The 20,144-nt window shown below is 60.2% G+C and carries 19 protein-coding genes and 2 pseudogenes; 4 read left to right on the top strand and 17 right to left on the bottom strand.

Going from position 1 to position 20,144, the window contains the following annotated elements:
* From C443_RS14900 to C443_RS14815, 17 genes and pseudogenes are all read right to left on the bottom strand, one after another.
* A partial coding sequence (locus tag C443_RS14900; RefSeq protein WP_005537383.1) for a type II/IV secretion system ATPase subunit occupies positions 1-1,445 on the bottom strand: 1,445 nt, incomplete at its 3' end.
* Between the two features lie 14 nt (positions 1,446-1,459).
* Positions 1,460-2,221, bottom strand: a complete 762-nt coding sequence (locus C443_RS14895) for an ATPase domain-containing protein (protein ID WP_005537381.1) — start codon at positions 2,219-2,221, stop codon at positions 1,460-1,462.
* Complete coding sequence (locus tag C443_RS14890) at positions 2,218-2,670, bottom strand: CARDB domain-containing protein (RefSeq protein WP_005537380.1); 453 nt, start codon at positions 2,668-2,670, stop codon at positions 2,218-2,220. Before C443_RS14890 ends, C443_RS14895 begins: the two co-directional genes overlap by 4 nt.
* A gap of 1 nt (position 2,671) precedes the next feature.
* Positions 2,672-3,109, bottom strand: coding sequence for a flagellar protein F (locus C443_RS14885; protein WP_005537379.1), 438 nt, complete (start codon positions 3,107-3,109; stop codon positions 2,672-2,674).
* Positions 3,093-4,763: a FlaD/FlaE family flagellar protein gene (locus C443_RS14880; RefSeq protein ID WP_049944078.1), complete on the bottom strand. Its 1,671-nt coding sequence runs from the start codon at positions 4,761-4,763 to the stop codon at positions 3,093-3,095. The genes C443_RS14885 and C443_RS14880 overlap by 17 nt, the downstream gene beginning before the upstream one ends.
* A 241-nt stretch (positions 4,764-5,004) precedes the next feature.
* Positions 5,005-5,526 (bottom strand): chemotaxis protein CheD, encoded by a 522-nt coding sequence (locus C443_RS14875; protein ID WP_005537377.1) that lies wholly within the window; start codon positions 5,524-5,526, stop codon positions 5,005-5,007.
* Positions 5,526-6,743, bottom strand: coding sequence for a chemotaxis protein CheC (locus C443_RS14870; protein ID WP_005537376.1), 1,218 nt, complete (start codon positions 6,741-6,743; stop codon positions 5,526-5,528). Before C443_RS14870 ends, C443_RS14875 begins: the two co-directional genes overlap by 1 nt.
* Positions 6,744-7,103: a chemotaxis protein CheY gene (gene cheY, locus C443_RS14865; protein WP_004515265.1), complete on the bottom strand. Its 360-nt coding sequence runs from the start codon at positions 7,101-7,103 to the stop codon at positions 6,744-6,746. It abuts the gene before it with no gap.
* Positions 7,104-7,189: 86 nt separating this feature from the next.
* The gene (locus tag C443_RS14860; protein ID WP_005537375.1) at positions 7,190-9,253 is read right to left on the bottom strand and encodes a hypothetical protein; all 2,064 of its coding nucleotides are present in this window, start codon (positions 9,251-9,253) and stop codon (positions 7,190-7,192) included.
* Positions 9,250-9,732 carry a hypothetical protein gene (locus C443_RS14855; protein ID WP_005537374.1) on the bottom strand — a complete coding sequence of 161 codons (483 nt, stop codon included), beginning with the start codon at positions 9,730-9,732 and terminating at the stop codon, positions 9,250-9,252. Before C443_RS14855 ends, C443_RS14860 begins: the two co-directional genes overlap by 4 nt.
* Positions 9,733-9,861: 129 nt before the next feature.
* Positions 9,862-10,437: a DUF7500 family protein gene (locus C443_RS14850; RefSeq protein ID WP_005537373.1), complete on the bottom strand. Its 576-nt coding sequence runs from the start codon at positions 10,435-10,437 to the stop codon at positions 9,862-9,864.
* 90 nt (positions 10,438-10,527) lie between these two features.
* Positions 10,528-11,251 (bottom strand): annotated as a pseudogene (locus C443_RS14845) (archaellin/type IV pilin N-terminal domain-containing protein).
* A gap of 331 nt (positions 11,252-11,582) precedes the next feature.
* A pseudogene (locus C443_RS22410) lies at positions 11,583-12,304 on the bottom strand (archaellin/type IV pilin N-terminal domain-containing protein).
* 374 nt (positions 12,305-12,678) lie between these two features.
* Complete coding sequence (locus C443_RS14830) at positions 12,679-12,954, bottom strand: DUF7521 family protein (RefSeq protein WP_004590763.1); 276 nt, start codon at positions 12,952-12,954, stop codon at positions 12,679-12,681.
* Positions 12,955-13,037: 83 nt separating this feature from the next.
* Positions 13,038-13,373: an ArsR/SmtB family transcription factor gene (locus tag C443_RS14825; protein ID WP_004515272.1), complete on the bottom strand. Its 336-nt coding sequence runs from the start codon at positions 13,371-13,373 to the stop codon at positions 13,038-13,040.
* Positions 13,374-13,528: 155 nt separating this feature from the next.
* On the bottom strand, positions 13,529-14,254 hold the full coding sequence (locus tag C443_RS14820) for an RAD55 family ATPase (protein ID WP_005537370.1): 726 nt from the start codon (positions 14,252-14,254) through the stop codon (positions 13,529-13,531).
* A gap of 88 nt (positions 14,255-14,342) precedes the next feature.
* Entirely contained in the window at positions 14,343-14,777 is a 435-nt protein-coding gene (locus C443_RS14815; RefSeq protein ID WP_005537369.1) for a chemotaxis protein CheW, read from the bottom strand.
* 170 nt (positions 14,778-14,947) lie between these two features.
* Between C443_RS14815 and cheB the strand changes: the two genes are divergently transcribed.
* The 4 genes from cheB to C443_RS14795 are packed head-to-tail and all read left to right on the top strand — an operon-like array spanning position 14,948 to position 20,096.
* Positions 14,948-16,057, top strand: a complete 1,110-nt coding sequence (gene cheB, locus C443_RS14810) for a chemotaxis-specific protein-glutamate methyltransferase CheB (protein ID WP_005537368.1) — start codon at positions 14,948-14,950, stop codon at positions 16,055-16,057.
* A gap of 2 nt (positions 16,058-16,059) precedes the next feature.
* Complete coding sequence (gene cheA, locus C443_RS14805; RefSeq protein WP_005537367.1) at positions 16,060-18,051, top strand: chemotaxis protein CheA; 1,992 nt, start codon at positions 16,060-16,062, stop codon at positions 18,049-18,051.
* On the top strand, positions 18,048-18,857 hold the full coding sequence (locus tag C443_RS14800; RefSeq protein ID WP_005537365.1) for a CheR family methyltransferase: 810 nt from the start codon (positions 18,048-18,050) through the stop codon (positions 18,855-18,857). Before cheA ends, C443_RS14800 begins: the two co-directional genes overlap by 4 nt.
* A gap of 6 nt (positions 18,858-18,863) precedes the next feature.
* Positions 18,864-20,096 carry a HEAT repeat domain-containing protein gene (locus tag C443_RS14795; RefSeq protein WP_005537363.1) on the top strand — a complete coding sequence of 411 codons (1,233 nt, stop codon included), beginning with the start codon at positions 18,864-18,866 and terminating at the stop codon, positions 20,094-20,096.
* The last annotated feature ends 48 nt before the right edge of the window (positions 20,097-20,144 follow it).

Here is a 20,144-nt window from a genome sequence, read left to right as displayed (position 1 = left end):
ATCTCGTCCTCGACGGGGTCCCAGTTGAACACCTGCCGGGTGACGACACCGTCCATCTCCTTGGAGTATCCCTCGATTTCCTGAACACTGGTCACACGGCGCAGGACCTGATCGCCCTGCTTGACGCGGTTCTGGAACAGTGCCACGTCGGCCACGTCCATGAACGTCTCGGGAACGTTGATCGGTTCGCCGGTGAAGCGTTGAATCATCGAGACGATGTCGCTCGCGTGGAACGTCAGCATCACCGGGTGGCCGGTCTGGGCGGCCTGGAACGCCATCCGTCCCTCCTCACCACGAACCTCCCCGACGATGATGTAGTCAGGGCGGGACCGCAGTGCGGCGGCGACCAGATCGAACATGTCGATGCTGGTCCCCTCGTCTTCCCCCTCACGGGTGAGGAGCTGTTGCCAGGTGTTGTGCGGGGGGAGCACCTCGGCGGTGTCCTCCGCGGTGTAGATCTTCGCGTCGTCGGGAATAAACGAGGTGATCGCGTTCAGCGTTGTCGTCTTCCCGGACGCCGTCTCCCCGACCACGAACACCGTCTGTTCGTTCTCCAGACAGAGCCAGAGATACGCGGCCAGTTGCGGCGACAGCGTCATCCACTTGGTAATCTGGAAGATGGATAGCGGAACGTCGTCACCCTGACGGATGGTGAGTGACGGCCCTTTGAGGCTCACGTCGTCGGAGTAGATGAGGTTCAGACGCGACCCGTCCGGGAGCGTCGAGTCGACGATGGGGTCCGAGTCCGAAACCGGGTCGCCCATCCGTTCGCCCATGTTCCGGAGCCACTGGTCGAAGGCCTCCTCGCTCTGCCACTCGACAGTCGTTTCGAGCATCCCGTAGACTCCGTGGTCGACGTGGCATTCGCTCCGGCCGATAACGTGAATATCCTCGTTGGCAGGGTCACGCATAACCGGTTCGAGCGGGCCGAGGCCGACGATATCGCGGTTCAGCCGGTAGAGGATGTTCTCGTAGGTCTCTTGTGTGACCTCGACGCTGCTCACATCGGTGAGGTTCGACAGGCGCGTGAGAACGCCGCTGTCGCTGTCCTCGTCCCGGACTTTGGTCGTCTCCTGCAGGAGTTCCTCGATACGGTCGTCGAACTGGGCCTCGTTTTCGGGCGCGGGCTTGTTGACACTACGCTGGAGCAGGCGGTTCCGGACCTTCCCGAAGACGGCCCGCTCGTCCTCGTCGAGTTCCGGCTCAATGGCGTAGTACTTCATGTCCTGCCCCACATCCCCGTAGATATGACAGAAGATGGGGCCACCAACCGGATAGAGTACGTTCGGCCGGTTCGTCTCGTAGTCGTCGTCGGCCTCGTCGATGAGCATCGGGAACTCACCGGTGATCTGCTTGAACTTCTTCAGGTGGTCCCGCAGGTGGGGCCGCCGCGCTGCCATCTGCCGAAGTTCGTCCGACGGTTTCGCACGTCCGTGATCTGTCATATCTTAGCTCACCTCTAGGCGACACTGCGCGATTCGATGACGATGCCGGTTCCCGAGCGGACCGAGAACCCGATGGTGTCACCGACCTGTTCGCCCATGCCGGCAAATCGGAGGACGTTGATCTGCCGGCGCACGTCGTTGCCGACCTCGATCATCTCCAGTTCGATGAACACGTCGGCGATGGCTCGGAACGGACCGATAGCCTCCTCGTCCAGCGTCGACGGGTCGACAGTGAGCATGATACACTTCCCCTGTGAGATGACATCCCGGAAATAAGAGATGACCTCCAGAGCAGCCTGTCGCTCCTCGTTTTGCCGGACGAGGGCCTCGAACTTGGGGTCGTTCCGGAGGATCGCATCGAAGGTGTCGATGACGACGACGTCAGCATCCCACATCACCTCGGCCTCCATCAGCCGCTTGAGGAGTTCCTTCCGGTCGGTCTGGTCGTCTCCGCCGGTGAGGGCGTTTGATTCGCCGATGTCGGCGTGCAGGAACAACACGTCCTCATCGAGGATGTGGTCGACCATGTCATACGACAGCGAGTGCATCTGGTCGAGGAAGCTCCCGACAGTGAGTTCCGTCGAGAGGTAGGTCACTTCGTGCCCCTCCTCACAGAGGCCGTAGGTGAACCGCTGGCTCATGGCGGATTTGCCGGCCCCGTAGTCCCCTTCGACGAGGATGATGCTTCCGGGTGGGATACCGCCGCCCAGTTCCTTGTTCAGCCGGTCGTGATCGTCCAGTCCGAGCGAGAATAGGTCAGTACTTGCGATACTCATGTGTTAAACTCGAGCACCTCCTCGTCGCCGTTGACGATGAGCTTGAGCCGGTGATCCCCGCCGCTGAGGTTGTCGCTGATGTCGATGCGAACGACCTCACCGGGCCGCCAGCTGTTGCCACCGTCTGGCTCCAGCGTCACCGTGTAGTCACTGGCGAAGGTCCCGTCAACGAACACATCCACCTGTCCGGGAACCGGAGCTAACGTCTCTGAACCGGTGTTTTTGACGTGGATCGTGATTGTGTTCGCGTCGCCATCGTAGATGGTGTTACTGCCGCTGTCGGAGATTATTTCCACGTCGGTCCGGACATCGCTGCTCACGTCCAGCCCTTGCTCCGAGACAGCGTTGCTCAGTTCGCCGATACTGCTCGTAAAGACGCCTGCCACGCTCGCGGCGATGGCCATCGACGCGATGAACAGGATCAGGTGTGAGACGGAGACGCTCGCCATGTTAGCTCACCACCGTCGTTTCGGCGATGCCGTTCTCGGCGACGACTTTCACCCGGTCGGGCTGGCTACCGAGCGAGGAGACGGTAATCTCCAACCGCTCCTGTGACGCCCAGACATCCGTCGACCCGTCACCGTCGACGGTCGTGCCGTAGCCGGTTCGGTAGTCGTTGTCGACCAGCAGGTCAGTCGCTTCGACCGACAGCGTCTCCGAGCCGGTGTTGTCGATGGTCACGACGAGGTTGTCGTTCCCGCTCGCGTTCCACGTCACCGACACAAGCGAGATGTCGGTGTTTTGCTGGTCGAGGAGCCGGTCGCGCTGGTCCTCGCGGGCGTCGTTGACACGCTCGAAGCTGTTCGCGGTCGCGGAGTAGAACATCCCGAAGCCGATGAACGCAGCCACGAAGATGACGGCTGCCGAGCCGCTAACGCTGAATCCCATCGGAACCACCTCCACCGACCAGTTTCGAGAGCGCAACAGCGTCGGCCCCGCTGTCACTGTCAAGCTGCGAGATGTAGTGCAGGCTCTCCGTGTGGTGGTCGATAGACAGCCCATCCCCAGTGTCGTTCACGTCGTCGAAGCCGCGGAGGTACTCCTTGAGCTGGTCCGCGACCGACTCGTCGATCCAGTCAATAGTTTCGTAGTAGTCGATAGCGCGAGCCGTCTCACGGTAGCCCGAGTGCTGGACCAGGAACTCGAGCCATTCGACGATGATGAGGTCCGCCGCGAACCCTTCCGGCATCGTCGCCAGGTACGGTTTCCCGTCGTCGTCCGCACCTGCGTCCGAGCCGTCGTCTACCACTTCCTCATCGCTACTGCCGCTAGCCGCCGTATCAGTCTGTGTAGCAGTCGGTTCCGGCTCGGGCTCCGGTTCCGATTCTACAACTGGTTCGGGTTCCGGCTCTGGATCCGGTTCGGGCTCCGGTTCCGGGTCAGCTTCCGTGGCCGCCTCGGCTTCGTCACTCCCGTCGTCTTCGATGACCTCGTCGAAGAGGTCGTCGTCTTCCAGCCCGCCCATATCGTCGTCCGAATCCTCCTCGCCCAGCAGGTCGTCGTCTTCGTCGGCCAGCAGATCATCGTCGTCGTCCGCAAGCAGGTCATCGTCGTCGTCCGCTTCTTCCTCTGGTTCCTCGCCCTCGGCCCACTCGGCGTCGCCGGACTCGTACTCGTCTTTGAGCTCTGCGAACGATTTGCCGCCGTCGCCGTCGTCGCTGTCCTCGTCCATACTCTCCCCGTCGTCCATGCTCATCCCATCGTCCATGCTCATGTCGTCCTCCGTGTCGTCGAAGTCGTCGAACTCCTCGTCGAACGACCCGCCGTCGTCCTCGAAGCCGCCCATGTCGTCGCCGTCGTCGTCGGGAAACATGTCGTCGACACCGCCGTCGTCCATCGACATGTCGCCACCAGTATCCTCCGTCAGGTCTTCGTCGAAAAAGCCCTCTGCGTCGGCATTGGCGACGTCGTCGTCGATATCCTCTTCGGTATCGTCGCTCCCGTCGTCGTCGAACAGGCCGAAGGAGCCGCCGCCTTCGCCCATGCCGCCCATACCGCCGTCGACATCGTCGGCGAAGGGGTTGACGCCACGGGTAACCATCTCGTAGATGTCGAGCAGTTTCCGAACGTTCTCCTCGGTTTCTTCGACGGACTCGGAGATGCTCTCGTTTTCCGTCCGCACCGTGTTGACAGTTGAGGAGAGACTCCCGACCTCGTTTTCCAGTTCGTCGAGCCGGTGTTCCAGTTCGTCGGTGTCAGGCCCGCTCGCGTCTTCCATGTCGCCGAACTCGTCGTCACCGAACCCGCCCATGTCGTCACCGTCATCGTCGAGGCCGCCAAGGCCCCCGAGATCGTCGCCACCACCGCCGAGGTCGTCGCCACCGCCACCGTCGTCACCCATCAGGCCGCCGCCGTTGGCCATCCCGCCGCCACCGTCCTCGCTCGCGTCCCCGCTCTCGTCGTCCGACAGAATCGAGTCGAACATGTTCTTGATGCTCATACCAACCAGCCCGCCGGTCAACAGGACAAAGAGGGCGGGTGCCAGTCCAACCAGTTCCGGTGAGACGGCTGGAGCCAGTGGCACGAGAGCGGGACTACTCATCTGTTGTATCTCATGCTGTTTCTACTCTTGAATATTCCCCTTAGCGTATCATATTTGATAATAATATCCCATTTTACCGGCTCACATACAGTAAATTAACCATTCAAGTACTAGCCTATTACATTTCAAATTAATTTCGGCCGGAAGGTCGGGGAACAGAGTGTGTCAGTGCGCCCCCGGCAGACGAACGGCTGTCGCCCGTCTGACGCCGCACCTCGGGTATACGTCCTACTCGCAGACGTCACAGCGTTATCGAATCCGTGTTCGCGCTTTTGACGATGAAATTGCCGGTGTCCGCTTCGAGTTTGACAGACCGGCCGTGGTCGCCACCCAGATCTTCACCGACAACGGGAACGTCGTGTTCGTCCAGCGTCTCGCGCACCTTCTTGGCGTTGCGCGACCCGATAGAAGAGCCGTTCTCGGAGAAATCGAGCATATCGCTCCCGCCAGCGATTTTGGCCTCCATCGCCTCCGTCGACGCTCCGGCATCCGCCATGGCCTCGATGAGCGCTTCGATGCCCGTGTCCGCGAACTTCGCGTGGTTGCCGCCGTCGATATCAGCCGCCGACGGAAGCATGACGTGGACGAGTCCGGCCACCGTGTTACGGGTATCGTATATTGCGATCCCGATACAGGAGCCCAGTCCGCTCGTGGTCAGCACAGCCGGCTCTGTGGTCACCTTGTACTCCGCGATGCCGACTTTGATACGCTCGGGTGTACTTTGTTCGGGACTCTCTGTTTGGCTACCATCGTATACTTTCATTATTTGAATATCTGTTCCACGTCCGCGCCCGTCTCGGTCGCCCGCTCGACATCGAGGTCGTTGAGGGCGGCGCGCAACTCTTTCTCATTGGGCAGGGCGTGAATCTCAGCCTGGAACTCGATGTCGTCGGTCTGCATCTGGGAGTCGATGATGAACGCGTGCTCCTGATACTGTCCGACCTGCGCCGCAAGCGGATCCATGATCGCCCGTCCCATGTCGTGGACGACCCGCGGCGGCGTGTGTTCGACTGACGTCTGGAGGACGTTCGCCCAGCCGTCGACGAACCCGCTCGTCATGATGTTCCCCAGTTCCTCGATGGCGGCCTTGTGCTGGTCGGTTAGTTCGTCGCTATCCATCTCGATGGGCATCATCGCCTCCGCGACGTTGATCGCCGAGACCTCGTCGAACAGCACCATGAGGTAGCCACTGGGCGTCCCGGTGAACTCGACGACCGTCCCGACGAACGTGTCCGTGCCGATCTGCTTTGGCACGTCCTCGATGGGGGCGAAACTGATCTGTGTCACCTCCGACTCGGTCGGGATGCCGGTCATCATCTCGACGTTGTCAGCGGCTTTCTGGGTGCCGCTGGTCGTCATCTCGTTGAACGTCTGGAGCTTGTCGATTGGGATGGCGTCGCCGTCCGTATCGACGTGCTCTACCATCATCTCCGTGAGCGAGTCGTACTCAGGGAGCATGTAGATGTAGAAGTTCACCGATTCGTCGATCCATTCGATCTCCGATTTGAATACGAACACCTGCTGATGGTCGCCGTTCTCGGGTGCATCAGGGAGCACGTCACCGCCGGACTCCTCGATGTACTCCGGCGGCGAATGGTCGATGGTCGCGCCGACGTAGTCGGCCCAGCCGTCGATGAACCCGCTCATCATGATGTTGCCGATCTCCTCGATGCCACTCCTGGCCATCGCCTCGTCGTCGCTACTACCGGGCATCATCTCCTCGGTGATCGTGCCGGCGCTGTCTACGTCGAAGGCAAGAACGGTATCGCCCTCCAGGACGCCGTCGAAGGAGAACTGGACGCCGACGAAGTCACGTCCGGCCAGTTCCTCGCCGACATCTGCTCTGTCGAGCAGCGTTATCTTGGTTACGTCGACGACGGCATCGATGCCCGTCATCTGGCCCATCGACTGCGTGGCCTGTTCTGCCCCCTCGTGAGCGAGTTGGTTGAACGTACCGAGCGACTGAATATCGACGTTCATCTATGAGGGAACGACGTCCTCGATAGCCTCCATCACACTAGGTTTCTGGAACGGCTTGGTGATGTATCCGTCAGCTCCCGCTTTCACTGCTTCCTTCATTTTCTCTTCCTGGCCGACACTTGTACACATGATGACGTTCGCATCGGGATTGGAAGATTTGATCTCGTCCGTGGCCTCGATGCCATCCCGGATGGGCATCACGATGTCCATCATCACCAGGTCTGGCCCTTCTTCTTTGAACACTTCGACAGCTTCGACTCCGTTCTCGACCTCCCCAACAATCTCGTGGTCTTCTTCGAGAATCTCGCGGAGGAGGTTACGCATAAACTCTGAATCGTCGGCGATCAGTACGTCTGGCATGCCTATCAAGCCTACATATCGTGATGAGTTAGATAAAGGTGTCCCGTAAATTATCGCGTGTGATATCGGTGGGTCCCGAAACCAAGTTACACCGCAGGGAGATGCGGTGTGAGAACGCGAATGAAATCGAGCGCGAAGGGGCCATACTGGAAGTACACGAGCCCCGACAGGAAGAGATACGCTGTCGTTAGTCCCGCCGGGAGGCTCAAACCCACTGCGACCGCTCTGGACGGGACCCGGCTCGGTGCGAGTGTGCGGCCCAGCACAGTCCCGCCACAGACTGCTGCCCCACCGAGGTTGAGGAGTGCGTGGAGCTGTACCGCCTCCCCGAGCGCCAGATCGAGTCCGGTAACGACACCGAGTCCAAGGAGAAGGCCCCCGACGACACTCACAGCGTACCCACCGACAAGCCACCGCCTCGCGTCGCTGATGGGTTCGTGGACTGCGGGAAACCGAACGACTCCGTACATGATGAGCGGGACCGTCGGCAACAGATATCGAACGGTAAGTTGTGCGTGCAGCGGCAGGCGGCTCAGATAGACGAGCGTGAACACAGCCGCGAGGGCTGTGACGAGCAGATCGGTCTGCGTTCGAGGGGAATACTGCGATGGGCGGACATCCCATTGCTGTAGCCGCTGATTAGCTGACCGGAGCAGGACCACAGGGAGTGCTGCGACCGCACCAAAAAGCGGGACGGCCTCGAGCATCGTGAGTTCAATTGCTTCGTATGAATTATAACCGTAGTTGATCCGCGGCGCGGAGCCGCTCCGCAGGAAAATCTGTGACATTCGATCCGGCGTAGTCAGTACGTCGAGCCCACCACTGACCGCATCCGAGGTGAACGCCATCGCAGGTGCCGCAGGTCCCAAGACCTGTTTGAACAGACCGAGAATCGGCGTTACGATTGGCGTCCGGGTATCACCGCCCGGCCCTGCGGAATCACCACTACTGGTTCCACCAGCGTCACTTCCATCGGACCCCCCGCCAGTACCGCCGTCCGTTCCAACACCTCCACTGCCGCCAGTACCACCATCCGTTCCAGTACCTTCACTGCCGCCAGCACCGCTACCACCACCTGTTCCGGCATCACCGCCGGTATCAGGCGTGAATTCGACGTTTGCACCCCCAACGGCGGAGAGCAACCGCGGCGGTTTGACCGGGTTACCGGAGATGAGGAAGTTCGTCACGAGCATCGGGAGCGATCCGAGGAAGAGCGCGAGACCAATGATAGCGAGATGAACGAGCGAGTTTCGCCTTGCAGTGATCAGGTCCACGAGGGCCAGCGTCACCACGAGGAAGAACCCCTCGAAGGCATGGGTCCAGGTTACCAGTCCAGCGGCGACGTACGCACCGGCACGAAAGCCGAGCGCGAGTCGGTCTCTGGAGTCGGCATACGCAATTCGGCTCCTGGCGAACAGGTACACCGTCGTCAGTAGCAACAACCCCACCAGAACGTGCCGTTTCGGAAGCGAGGCCCAGAACCCGACAGACGAGGCGATACCGATTGCGACACCGGCCGACAAAGCGACCGAGCGGTCATGCCAGATTCCGACGAGGCGGTAGAGAACGACGCCGGTCGTCGCTGCCGCAAGCATCGTCGAGATCTGGAACGCAGCTATCGGGAGCGCCGTGTCCGGGAGGGCTGTCGCTGTCAGCGCACCGACCAGAAATAGGACAGCGACGAGACCGCTACCGACCCACAGCACCGTTCGCTTGGCGGTATCGGTGTGGCGCTGTCCGAGCACGCTGACGTGAGCCACGAAGACGAGTGCAGTGCCCGACCAGAGTCCAAGGAGCAGTAGCCGGGGTGTAATGAACACGGACAGCGCTTGCAACGCCCAGACCAGCGGGACAGCCAGCAGGATTTGTCCGTAGTTTCGCCCGTACAGTCTGCCGCCGGCCTCGTGCAGGCCAGGTTGTGCGCCGAGCGTCAGGGTGTACGGCGTCTCCGTGATGTGGAGGTGTCCGTTCGAGACAGCGACGAGCGCGTTGGCAGTGGTGTACGTGTCGGTGACGAAAATACCAACGCGCCAGTAGAGCCCGAACGTAACGAGCAGGCCGAGCCAGAGGGCGTAGCCGTAGCGGTCACCAAAGACTGCCTTTCTCGCCTGCCGACAGCGGCCAGTGAACCACCCGACGTCTCGGGTCATCGATCCACCTGCACTGTCACGTTTTCAGCAACGATTGTCTCAGCAGCTTCGAAGCTCTGGACCCGAAGCAGGACGGTTCCATTGTACACCTCCCGCTCCAGTGACGACGGCGTGACCGCTCTGTCACCGGGTGCGAGCCGGTACGTTCCGGACTGACCTTTCGAAAGGACCTGCTCGTCTTCGCGAGAAATGTCGAGCGCAGGGATCGCGACCTGATACAGCAGCCTCGGTCGGCCCGTGACAGAATCGACGGTCACGCTGGCATCAGGCACTCGGAGATACGCAACGTTCGTGCCGAATCGGCCGTCCGTGATCCGTACTTCCGATGTGGGCAATTGGACGGAGCTGATAGCTGCCGTCCCGTCGCCGATAGTCGTCGGCTGTGTCCTGACAGCGTCGACGCCGACGAGCGGTCCCGTCACGACGAGCGTTACCAGAATGAACAGGGCAACGACCGTCGGCGGATAGCGCGGGACCATTATCTACCCTACACACTACCGTGCCCGGATTTAAATCCCTCGTCAGTTGGACAGGTCGCTGTCCCTGTGCATCGCGATAATTGGCCGATTGCAGGTGGTCGTTGTGGAAATGACCGACAGCAGCCCGTCTCAGAGTTCGGCACCGTCGGCAGCCTCGACGGCTTCCAAGAGATCAGCAATAGAATCGTCCGGCGTCAGTTGCGTCGACCGGACGAGCTGTTTGATGACCGCCGGCGGGTAGCGAACCGGCACGTTCGATTCCGACAGCAGAATACCCAGCACTTCTTCGACCGGTGTCGATCCGTCCATCTGGCGACCGTACCAGAGCATGAAGCTCTCGAAGACGGTGACGATGTCGTTAGAAGCGAGCTGCTGCTGGTCGACGTCGCCGTCGAACTTCGCAGTCACGTCGAAGCCGTATCTGGCGTTCGAGTCGGCCATCTGTTCGGCCAGCCACTCGTGGACGTTCGCATCGGAGAATTCGGGAGCCGACGGCTCCGGGTCCGGTGTAGGAGACGGCGGAGATTCAGATGCCGAATCCGATGAGACTTGGTTCCCGTAGGAGTCGTCAGTGCGGACGTCCGACGAAACAACGTATCGGCCCTCGTCGATTTCAGTGACGTGCTCGTCGTCGGCGATGTCGAGCTCTTCGGGCGAGAGTACCTTGCCCTCTTCCGGATTCGGTTCGTCTGACCGCCGAGCCATGAGTACTAGTGTGTGTGGCTATCGTATAACTCCGTCGCTGGTCGGGGTGGACGAAAAGAGAACTGCGTCGAAGCGAGAAGATGGCCGAATTTAGAGGCTGACTGCGGAGTTACCAGACAGAGTCTCCGGGACGACCAGCCGAGCGGTCGTCGTACCACCGGACTGGGTGTTCAGTCGAACCGTTGCCGTTTCACCCTCACCGAGACCGTCACCATTGCCGGTGCCGCGGATCAGTTCGGCGCTGAAGATGATCGTCGCGCGGTCAGACGGATCGTTCAGGACCTGGCTCCCTGAAATCGAGTCGTCGTCGTCCTGAACATCATTGACAGCGAAGGAGGACCCGTCGGGGTCCGGGGTGTTACTGTAGCCAGACGAGGTGAGGTCGTACGAGCCGGTGGAGTCGACCCATTGAGCGATCGTACTGCCGATATCGATATTCCCCGCACCGGGTGCCTTCTTGACGGTTAGTTTGACCGTGTTAATCGTGCTGCTGGACGACTGGATGTCTTCACCGACGGCGTTGACGAGCTGCAGTCGGTTCGTCACTTGGTCACTGCTCTGTTGGCCGGTTTCCTCTNATCGTGCTGCTGGACGACTGGATGTCTTCACCGACGGCGTTGACGAGCTGCAGTCGGTTCGTCACTTGGTCACTGCTCTGTTGGCCGGTTTCCTCTGCACTGCTCTGGAGGAAGCCAGCCGTGTTGATCAGGACGCCCGCAGCGATTGCCGCCACCAGCACCATCGCGATGAACACGATCAGGGTGCCGATACCGACCTGCCCGCGGTCGTCGTCGTTCGTTAGTTCCGTTAGCATTGTTGATCCGGGTCTGTCTGACCCTATCTGTTGACTCTTTTCACGGGTAATAATACCTCCTCTCAAATTATACGAGTTGATAACGGCAACTCTGGCAGCTGTGAGAGTCGGTCTCAGCAGTCGAGGCCGATAATTGCTCGAGAAATAGACGGAATGCTGAATTCTATCTCTGAGATCGGTAGTCAACGGATAATGAGTGTCCGTGTAATAAGCCGCAAATGACTGTGTGTGCCGGAGTCAGTATTACGCCGCAAGCTCTCCGATGGAAAGCGCACAGAAGGCAGAATGAGCTATGAGTATACCGGCAATTGAAACTAAAAGATATGACGTCTTAGAGGCTGACTGCGGAGTTACCAGACAGAGTCTCCGGGACGACCAGCCGAGCGGTCGTCGTGCCACCGGACTGGGTGTTCAGGCGAACCGTCGCCGTCTCACCCTCGCCAAGTCCATCATCAGCGTTGCCACCGCGAATCGCTTCAGCGCTGAAGATGATCGTCGCGCGGTCAGACGGGTCATTCAGGACCTGGCTCCCTGAAATCGACCCGTCATCGTCCTGAACGTCGGCGACGGAGAATTCGCTCGAACCTGGGTCACCGTCGTAGGTACCTTCGTAGGTAAGGTCGTACGAGCCACTGGAGTCGACCCACTGGGCGATCGTACTGCCAATATCGATGTTCCCTGCACCGGGTGCCTTCTTTACGGTTAGTTTGACCGTGTTGATCGTGCTGCTGGACGACTGGATGTCTTCACCGACGGCGTTGACGAGCTGCAGTCGGTTCGTCACTTGGTCACTGCTCTGTTGNGTTTGACCGTGTTGATCGTGCTGCTGGACGACTGGATGTCTTCACCGACGGCGTTGACGAGCTGCAGTCGGTTCGTCACTTGGTCACTGCTCTGTTGTCCGGTTTCCTCTGCACTGCTCTGGAGGAATCCAGCCGTGTTAATCAGGACGCCCGCAGCGATCGCCGCCACCAGCACCATCGCGATGAACACGATCAGGGTACCGATACCGACCTGCCCGCGGTCGTCGTCGTTCGTTAGTTCCGTTAGCATTGTTAATCCGGGTCTGTCTGACCCTATGCAACCGTTCTTTTCGTTAGTAATAATACCTCCCCCCAAATTATACTACTTGATAATAGGGACTTGAATGGCTCAGGCGGCGTTTTGCCAGAAGAGCGCCGATAGTTTGGCCTGAAGAAGACAACTGAGCTACGTCCCCTCTAAGAATCAGATTTAATTGCTTCTATAGGGCGGAATCAGCGATGGAAATAGCTGGTTCGGTGGTAGCCGAGAGATATCGTGTCGCGTACAAGCTGGTTGGTGGTGCGATCTATCGAAAGTAGACGCTGAAACCGTATTCGAGAAAGAGACCTAGCAAAGAGAAACCAGCTCGCAGGTAGGTCAGCTGATGTGGTTGAGAAACACAATCACTCGTACGTGACGAGACTGTACATCACGAACAGGTAGCCGAAAGTCGTCAACCCACTGTTGACTAGCAACAACGACCGCACACCCTCGAAGTCGTTGATGAACGCGCTAATCATCGTCGCGGCCGCGCCCGCGATGGCGAGCGAGAATCCCACCGAGAGATGAAGCATCGCCTGTCGGGATGTCTGGATGTATGCCCGCATGGCCATCCCCACCATTGTCAGTCCAGCGACGACGAACACCAGTGTCGATATGGCATAGAGAAGTTCTATCATCAGCACTGTACAGGGCTACAGCGAACCCGCTATTAAATCCACGCTCGAAAATATCTTTCGTGATAACGCTAAGATGAGGCGCTCTACCGCTCCGATAGGGTCCGCCACGCCTCGTCGAGTTTGTTGGTCACTTCCGACCGCTCTTCGATGTGGACCGTCAGTTCGTCGTCGAAGTCAACCCGTACTTCGTCCACGTTGCGCCGGTACACCTTGATACGTCGGCGGTCGTCAGAGAGGATATTGTCGTGGAGTTCCAGCAGGTCATGCTCAGTCAGTTCGTCGATCCGACGGTAACACGTCGCGATGGGGATTCCGAGTTCGTCGCTGAGCTCCTGAGCGGAGACTGGTTCGTCCGTCGCGTCAAGGATTTCGGCACTGTATTTATTGCCAAGCGTCTGAAGAATCTCCCCTGAATCCATCGTTATCAAATCATAAATTCAGTCGATAATAAAGCTATCGCCTGTGATATCGACTGAAAGGAGACAAACACGCACTACAGAGCGCTCGTGCGAAAACAGCGTTCTGTGCCGCTGTATCCGTTGTTCTACCGAGTAATAATGGCTCTATTGTCTCGCTAAATTGGTGATTCTTCCTCGCTCATCATCGAGAAGGCGCTAGCGTTTTGGTGGACATCGATACCGCCGCGGTCGATCTCCATCGGATAGATATCCGTCTCGATGTTCTGCTTTCGCATCTTGGCGACCCAGACGTATCTGTTCACACCGGTATCAGTCGGCGTCTGGATAAGGTAGATGTTGCCGTCGGTCAGGTAGTTCTCCAGCCCGATCTCGGTGTCCGGGAAGACGGCTCCCTGTTCGTTTGTCATCAGCGTCGTGAGACCGCTGTCGCTGAGGATGTCGGTGAACTTCAGGAGATACGTCCGTTTTTCCTTCTCGTTTTCGAAGAACAGTTCGAACATGGCGAGTGAGTCCAGCACGAGCCGGTCGTAGTCGCCGTCTTCGAGTTCTTCGAGGAGGATATCCAGAGAGGAGGTGAAGTCGTTCTCGCGCAGGAGCACCTGCTTGTCGTACACCTTGATGTTCCCGTTGTCGACGTGGTCCTGCCAGTTGTCGAAGCCGAGGGATTCGGCGGCCTCCCGGAGGTCCGACTCGTCTTCCTCGAAGGAGAGGTAGATACCCTTCTCGTCGTATTTTTCTACGCCGTTGTAGATATACTGGAGACAGAGGATCGATTTCCCGGCACCGGGGTTGCCGCTCACCAGTGTCGTCGAGTTCTTCACAATGCCGCCGTTCAGAATGTCGTCGAGGCCCTCGATCCCCGTTTTGGTTTGCTCAATCATAGTTTCGGAAGGAACTGGAAGTTGATTAGATACTTCTCTGTCGGGAATGTTAAAAAGTCTTGCTGGTGTGTCGCTAAACAAACCGGAATCAGTCACCAGCGTGGACAATGGCGGGGTCCACCCAGATAACAAAACTGTCATCTCGCTTGATGACGCCCCGAATTGAGCCGGCGTCGTTCGCGGGAGACTGGTCGACCTGCTCCGGAGTGACCTGCACGACCTGATACACCTCGTCGACGAGCCAGCCGGCCGCGCCCTGTTCCTCGACGATCTCCGGGTCAAAGACGATAATTCGCTTCTCCGCGCCCTCGTCTCCGATGCCGAAGACGACCTTGGGGTCGACGATCGATGTTGTGCGCCCGCGAAGGTCCATGACGCCACGGACGTGTGGCGGGGCGTTCGGGACGGACGTGAGTTCGCCGATATCGACGATCTCAGTCACGTAGTCGATACTCACGCAGTACGTTTCCGAGCCGAGCTGGAACTCGAGTACCTGGCCGGTGGTGGCTGACTGTGTTGCCATTGCGGTTCTTATCCAAACTGTCGCGGATAGTGGCGCATAAAGGTGCCTGCTGGGCTATCAACTTTGATTACGTGGGCGGAGTATTTATTTCGGGGCCGGACGGGATTTGGAAGTAGGTATGAGGATGTCTCGTTCGCCGATGTCTCCTATCCGACGGGAGCGTTGGTGATATGGCAGATGGTGTCCGCGCCGTGGTCGCAGACGACTCTCACTTCATGCGGAGTGTCATCTCTGATATCCTCAGTGATGGCGGTATTGACGTCGTCGCGCAGGCGCGTGACGGCGAGGAAGCAGTGTCGGCCGTTATCGAACACAAACCGGACGTCGTGACGATGGATGTCGAGATGCCGGTAATGAACGGCATCGAGGCGACGGAGCGCATCATGTCGGAGTCTCCGACGCCGGTGTTGATGCTGTCGGCCCATACCGACGAAAACGCCGACGTGACGTTCGAAGCGCTCGATAAGGGTGCGGTCGACTTCTTCACCAAACCTGGTGGTGAGGTGTCGATGGAGATGTCACGCCTGAAGGACCAGCTGGTCGAGATGGTCAGCTCCGTCGCGGCGGTCGACGTTGGCGCGACGCGCAGCCGCGGCGGGACAAGTAGCGACAATGGAGCGGCAGCACCAACGGCCGGCGGTTCAGCTACTGACCGGAAAGAAACCGGGGGTTCGTCAGGCCAGACGGCCTACGTTGCGAACCCGACGCTCGTCATCGGCTCTTCGACCGGCGGCCCGAAGATGGTGGAACAGGTAATGGACAACCTCCCAATCGAGGCCGACCTCCGGGTGCTCATCATCCAGCATATGCCAGAGGGGTTCACCGGCCGGTTCGCCGAGCGGATCAACACGCGAAGCGATTACGAGGTCCGGGAGGCGACAGACGGGGCCCGCATCGGCGGCGGTGAAGGTCTCGTCGCTGCCGGTGACCGACACATGGAGGTCAAGAACTACCGGAACGGCCGACTGCGGACGAAGCTGACACAAGACGAACCGGTCAACAGTGTCCGTCCGGCCGTCGACGTGACGATGCGAACGGCCGCGGAGACGATCGACGACCCGCTCGTCGGCCTCATCCTCACCGGGATGGGCGAGGATGGCGCAGACGGGATTCGGCGGATCAAGCAGGCCGGTGGCAAGACCATCGCACAGGACGAGGCCACGTCCGCGGTGTACGGCATGCCAAAGCGTGCCGTCGAGACGGGCTGTGTGGACACTGTCTTGCCTATCGACGACATCGCAGACGGCATTATCGACACGATTACCACTGAGGTGACCTGACAATGGACGACCAGTATTTAGACGCATTCATCCGTGAAAGTGAAGAAGCGATTACCGAACTCAACAACTCGCTGCTCGAACTCGAATCCGACCCCTCCAACACGGAGGCGATGGATTCGATCTTCCGGACAGCCCACACGCTGAAGGGCAATTTCGGCGCGATGGGCTTTGACAACGCAGCAAATCTCGCGCACGCGATGGAGGACCTGCTCGACGAGATGCGCCAGGGCGAGATGGAGGTCACGCCGGACCTGATGGACCTCGTCTTCGCTGGCGTCGACCAGATCGAGGTCATCGTCGGAGAGATCGAAGAGCATGGTGAATCGGGGACAGAGACCGACGAGATGGTCGACGAGCTCCGAGCCGTCCTCGAAGAGGGGGCCGCCGCTGCGGGCGACACCGAAACGGCAGACGACGGCGACTCGTCGGACAGCGACGAGTCGCTCACCACGGATGCGGGCGTCAGTGATGCCGATATCGACGGCGACGCTGTCGACGAGCAGGTCCTGCAGGCCGAAATCAGCGTCGGGGAGTCGGATATGCTCGGCGTCGACTCGATGCTGGCCGTCGAATCCATCGAGGGGCGGTTCGACATTCTCGATTCGAGTCCAAGTCGTGCCGATATCGAGGACGGCGAGTTCGAGGACACGTTCGTCCTGTATCTCGACGGCCCCGACGCGGCGACTGTCGACGCCGAACTCGGGACGACCGGGAAGGTCGACAGCTTCGACGTGACCGACGTGACCGACGAACTGGTGAGCAGGGCAGACACCGGTTCTGATGCTGTCGACGAGAACGACACAGGTTCGAATTCGAGCGCGGACCCCGACCCGGACGCCGAAGAGGAACACAGCGTCGACGAAATCAAGTCCGTCCGCGTCGACGTAGACCAGCTCGACGACCTTCACGGGCTCGTCGAGCAACTGGTCACCAGCCGAATCAAGCTCCGGCGCGGTGTCGAGAAAGACGACCTCGACTCCACCGGCGAGACGCTGAACGAACTGGACAAGATCACGGCGAACCTCCAGAACACAGTGATGGATATGCGGCTCATCCCGCTGAAGAAGGTCGTCGGGAAGTTCCCGCGGCTCGTCCGGGACCTCGCACGCGAACTCGACAAGGACATCGAGTTCGAGATCGAGGGCGAGGACATCGAACTCGATCGAACTATCCTCACCGAGATCTCGGACCCGCTGATGCACATCCTGCGGAACTCTGTCGATCACGGTATCGAGTCGCCTGAGGAGCGCGAACAGGCGGGTAAGCCACGCACCGGCCACATCACGCTCCGGGCCTCCCGCGAGCGCGACCACGTTATCATCGAAGTCGAAGACGACGGGGCCGGGCTCGACGTGGAAGGCATCAGGGAGAAGGCCGTCGAGAAAGGCGTCCGATCACCCGAGGAACTAGACGCGATGGACGACTCCGCGGTGTACGACCTCGTGTTCCATCCCGGCTTCTCGACGGCAGACGAGGTGACCGACACCAGCGGGCGCGGCGTCGGGATGGACGTCGTCCACGACACGGTCTCCCAGCTCGACGGGTCGGTCAGCGTCGACTCTGAACCGGGTGAGGGAACCACTGTCTCGCTGCGCCTGCCGGTGACGATGGCGATCGTCAAGGTGCTGTTCGTCAAGGTCGGCGACGAGGAGTACGGCGTCCCGATCAAGAACGTGGACGAGATTACCGGAACGGAGGAAGCAAAACAGGTCAACGGCCAGGAGGTCATCAAACACAACGACGAGATCTATCCGGTCATCCACCTCGACGACACCTTCGACATCGAGGGCGAGACGGCCAACGGCGACGGGATGCTCGTCCGCATCCGCGAGTCCGAGCGCCAGGTCGCGCTCCACTGTGACTCGGTCAACAGCCAGGAAGAAGTCGTCGTCAAGCCCCTGGAGGGTATCCTCTCGGGAACACCCGGTCTCTCGGGTACGGCTGTACTGGGCGACGGGAACATCGTCCACATCCTCGACGTGGTGACGCTATGAACAAAGGTAGCGAGCGCACCTTCGAAGACCTCGTGGAGTTCATCGGCGATGAGATGGACTTCGAGTCGGGCTTTTACAACGACTCGTACCTCGACCGCCGCATCACCGCGCGGATGCGCCGGACCGACACCGAGGACTACCAGTCCTACCAGCGACTGCTGGAACGCGACGACGGCGAGCGCGAGGAACTGCTCGATTCGCTGTCGATCAACGTCACCGGTTTCTTCCGGAACCCTGAGGCGTGGGAGCGACTGCGGCCGGTCCTCCGCGAACTCACGGAGAGCAACCGTCGCGTCAGGCTCTGGTCGGCCCCGAGTGCCGACGGCCGCGAGCCGTATTCGGCGGCGATGCTGGCACTCGACGACCCCGAGATCGACGCCCGCCGGGTCGAGATCACGGCAACAGACATCAACGCCGACATCCTCGAAGAGGCCCGTGACGGGACCTACGCGACCTCCCAGACGACCGACATTGCTGATGAACTGGAACCGCTGGACGATTACACGAAGTACATCGAACAGGACGGCGACACGTTTCAGGTACGAGACCGGGTCAAGGAGATGGTCACGTTCGAACAACACGACCTCATCCGGGGCGACCCCAAGCGTGATTTCGATCTGGTGTTCTGCCGGAACCTCCTCATCTACATCGACTCGGAATTCAAGGTCCCCATCTTCGAGACGATCCGCGGGTCTCTCCGCGAAGGCGGGTATCTCATGATCGGTATGACCGAGACGCTGCCCGCGGAGTGTCGGGATTCCTTCGAAGCGGTCGACAAACGACACCGCATCTACCGGCGTGTGTAGCGATCTATGAGCCTCTACGAACTGGAACGGGACGGCAAGGCACAGGAACTCATCCGCCTCCTCAGGGAGAGCGACAACGAGCGGGTCAAGACCCGTGCCGCGGAGCTACTGGGGAACTTCGAGGACCACGATGACCGGCGTGACGTGGTCAACGCGCTCGTGGACGCAGCCCAGAGCGACAGCGACGCGATCACCGGGGCGGCTATCGACTCGCTTGACGAACTCGGTGATGACGCGATCACGCAACTCATCGGGAGTATGGCCGGCGTCGACCTCGAAGACGACGCGGCCGACTGGGTGAAGGCGAAGGCGTACATGCAGGTGCTCGACGCCGACGTGCCGGAACTCCGGATGGCAGCGGCGAACGGTCTCGGAAACCTAGACCAGGCTGACGCGGTCCCGAAGCTCGCGGAGCGCTTCGAGGACCCTGACCCACGAGTGCGGGCGCGGGCGGCCCGGTCGGCCGGGAAGATCGGCGACTCGCGGGCGACAACGCCGCTGGAGTCGGTCTTGTCGGACCCAAAAGCTGGCGTCAGGCGCGAGGCGGCGGACGCCCTGGGTAACATCGGGAACCGACAGGCGCTCCAGGCGCTGCTCCCGCTGTACGAGGACGACGACGAGCGAGTTCGGCGCATCGCCGTCGGGGCGTTCGGGAACTTCGGCAACGACCGACCCGTCGACTATCTCATCGAAGCCCTCTCGGACGACTCCGCCGCCGTCCGCCGGACGGCCGTCTACTCGCTCATCGAACTCCTGTCGAACGTCCCGACCGACCAGAGCCACGAGATCCGTGACACCGTCGTCGAGAAGCTCTCGAACACGGACGACCGGAGCGTCGTCGTGCCACTGGTCGAGATTCTCGAAGAGAGTACGCAGGCCGCCCAGCGGCGCAACACCGCTTGGATGCTCGGCCGGGTCACCAGCCAGGAAGAGCGTGACCGCGTCATCGAATCGTTGGTCGACGCGCTCGGCGAGGACGATCAGATGCTCCGGCAGTTCGCCGCTACCAGCCTCGCCGAACTCGGCGACGACGACAACATGGTGGAACGCCGGCTGCTCAAGATCGTACAGGACGACGGCGTCGATCCCGAGGTCCGGGGCCAGGCCATCTTCACCCTCGGGAAGGTCGGCGGTGAGCGATCCCGGAAGACGCTGGACAAGCTCATCGACGAGACCGAACACGACGTGGTCCGGAAGAAGGCTTTCTCGGCCATCTCGAAGCTCGGTGGCCGCGGATGAGTCAGCCGAGTGGATTAAGACGCGGCGGGGCGTACACGAGACCGATAG

The sequence above is a fragment of the Haloarcula argentinensis DSM 12282 genome, assembly GCA_000336895.1.
GTDB lineage: Archaea > Halobacteriota > Halobacteria > Halobacteriales > Haloarculaceae > Haloarcula > Haloarcula argentinensis.
The sequence above is the reverse complement of the archived record's forward strand: the minus strand, read 5'-3'. Positions and strand labels throughout refer to the sequence as shown.

Bases quoted from the DNA above. Each gene is read 5' to 3' on its own strand.
- C443_RS14895 (WP_005537381.1), bottom strand. From the start codon at position 2,221: ATGAGTATCGCAAGTACTGACCTATTCTCGCTCGGACTGGACGATCAC.
- C443_RS14890 (WP_005537380.1), bottom strand. From the start codon at position 2,670: ATGGCGAGCGTCTCCGTCTCACACCTGATCCTGTTCATCGCGTCGATG.
- C443_RS14885 (WP_005537379.1), bottom strand. From the start codon at position 3,109: ATGGGATTCAGCGTTAGCGGCTCGGCAGCCGTCATCTTCGTGGCTGCG.
- C443_RS14880 (WP_049944078.1), bottom strand. From the start codon at position 4,763: ATGAGTAGTCCCGCTCTCGTGCCACTGGCTCCAGCCGTCTCACCGGAA.
- C443_RS14875 (WP_005537377.1), bottom strand. From the start codon at position 5,526: ATGAAAGTATACGATGGTAGCCAAACAGAGAGTCCCGAACAAAGTACA.
- C443_RS14870 (WP_005537376.1), bottom strand. From the start codon at position 6,743: ATGAACGTCGATATTCAGTCGCTCGGTACGTTCAACCAACTCGCTCAC.
- cheY (WP_004515265.1), bottom strand. From the start codon at position 7,103: ATGCCAGACGTACTGATCGCCGACGATTCAGAGTTTATGCGTAACCTC.
- C443_RS14860 (WP_005537375.1), bottom strand. From the start codon at position 9,253: ATGACCCGAGACGTCGGGTGGTTCACTGGCCGCTGTCGGCAGGCGAGA.
- C443_RS14855 (WP_005537374.1), bottom strand. From the start codon at position 9,732: ATGGTCCCGCGCTATCCGCCGACGGTCGTTGCCCTGTTCATTCTGGTA.
- C443_RS14850 (WP_005537373.1), bottom strand. From the start codon at position 10,437: ATGGCTCGGCGGTCAGACGAACCGAATCCGGAAGAGGGCAAGGTACTC.
- C443_RS14830 (WP_004590763.1), bottom strand. From the start codon at position 12,954: ATGATAGAACTTCTCTATGCCATATCGACACTGGTGTTCGTCGTCGCT.
- C443_RS14825 (WP_004515272.1), bottom strand. From the start codon at position 13,373: ATGGATTCAGGGGAGATTCTTCAGACGCTTGGCAATAAATACAGTGCC.
- C443_RS14820 (WP_005537370.1), bottom strand. From the start codon at position 14,254: ATGATTGAGCAAACCAAAACGGGGATCGAGGGCCTCGACGACATTCTG.
- C443_RS14815 (WP_005537369.1), bottom strand. From the start codon at position 14,777: ATGGCAACACAGTCAGCCACCACCGGCCAGGTACTCGAGTTCCAGCTC.
- cheB (WP_005537368.1), top strand. From the start codon at position 14,948: ATGGCAGATGGTGTCCGCGCCGTGGTCGCAGACGACTCTCACTTCATG.
- cheA (WP_005537367.1), top strand. From the start codon at position 16,060: ATGGACGACCAGTATTTAGACGCATTCATCCGTGAAAGTGAAGAAGCG.
- C443_RS14800 (WP_005537365.1), top strand. From the start codon at position 18,048: ATGAACAAAGGTAGCGAGCGCACCTTCGAAGACCTCGTGGAGTTCATC.
- C443_RS14795 (WP_005537363.1), top strand. From the start codon at position 18,864: ATGAGCCTCTACGAACTGGAACGGGACGGCAAGGCACAGGAACTCATC.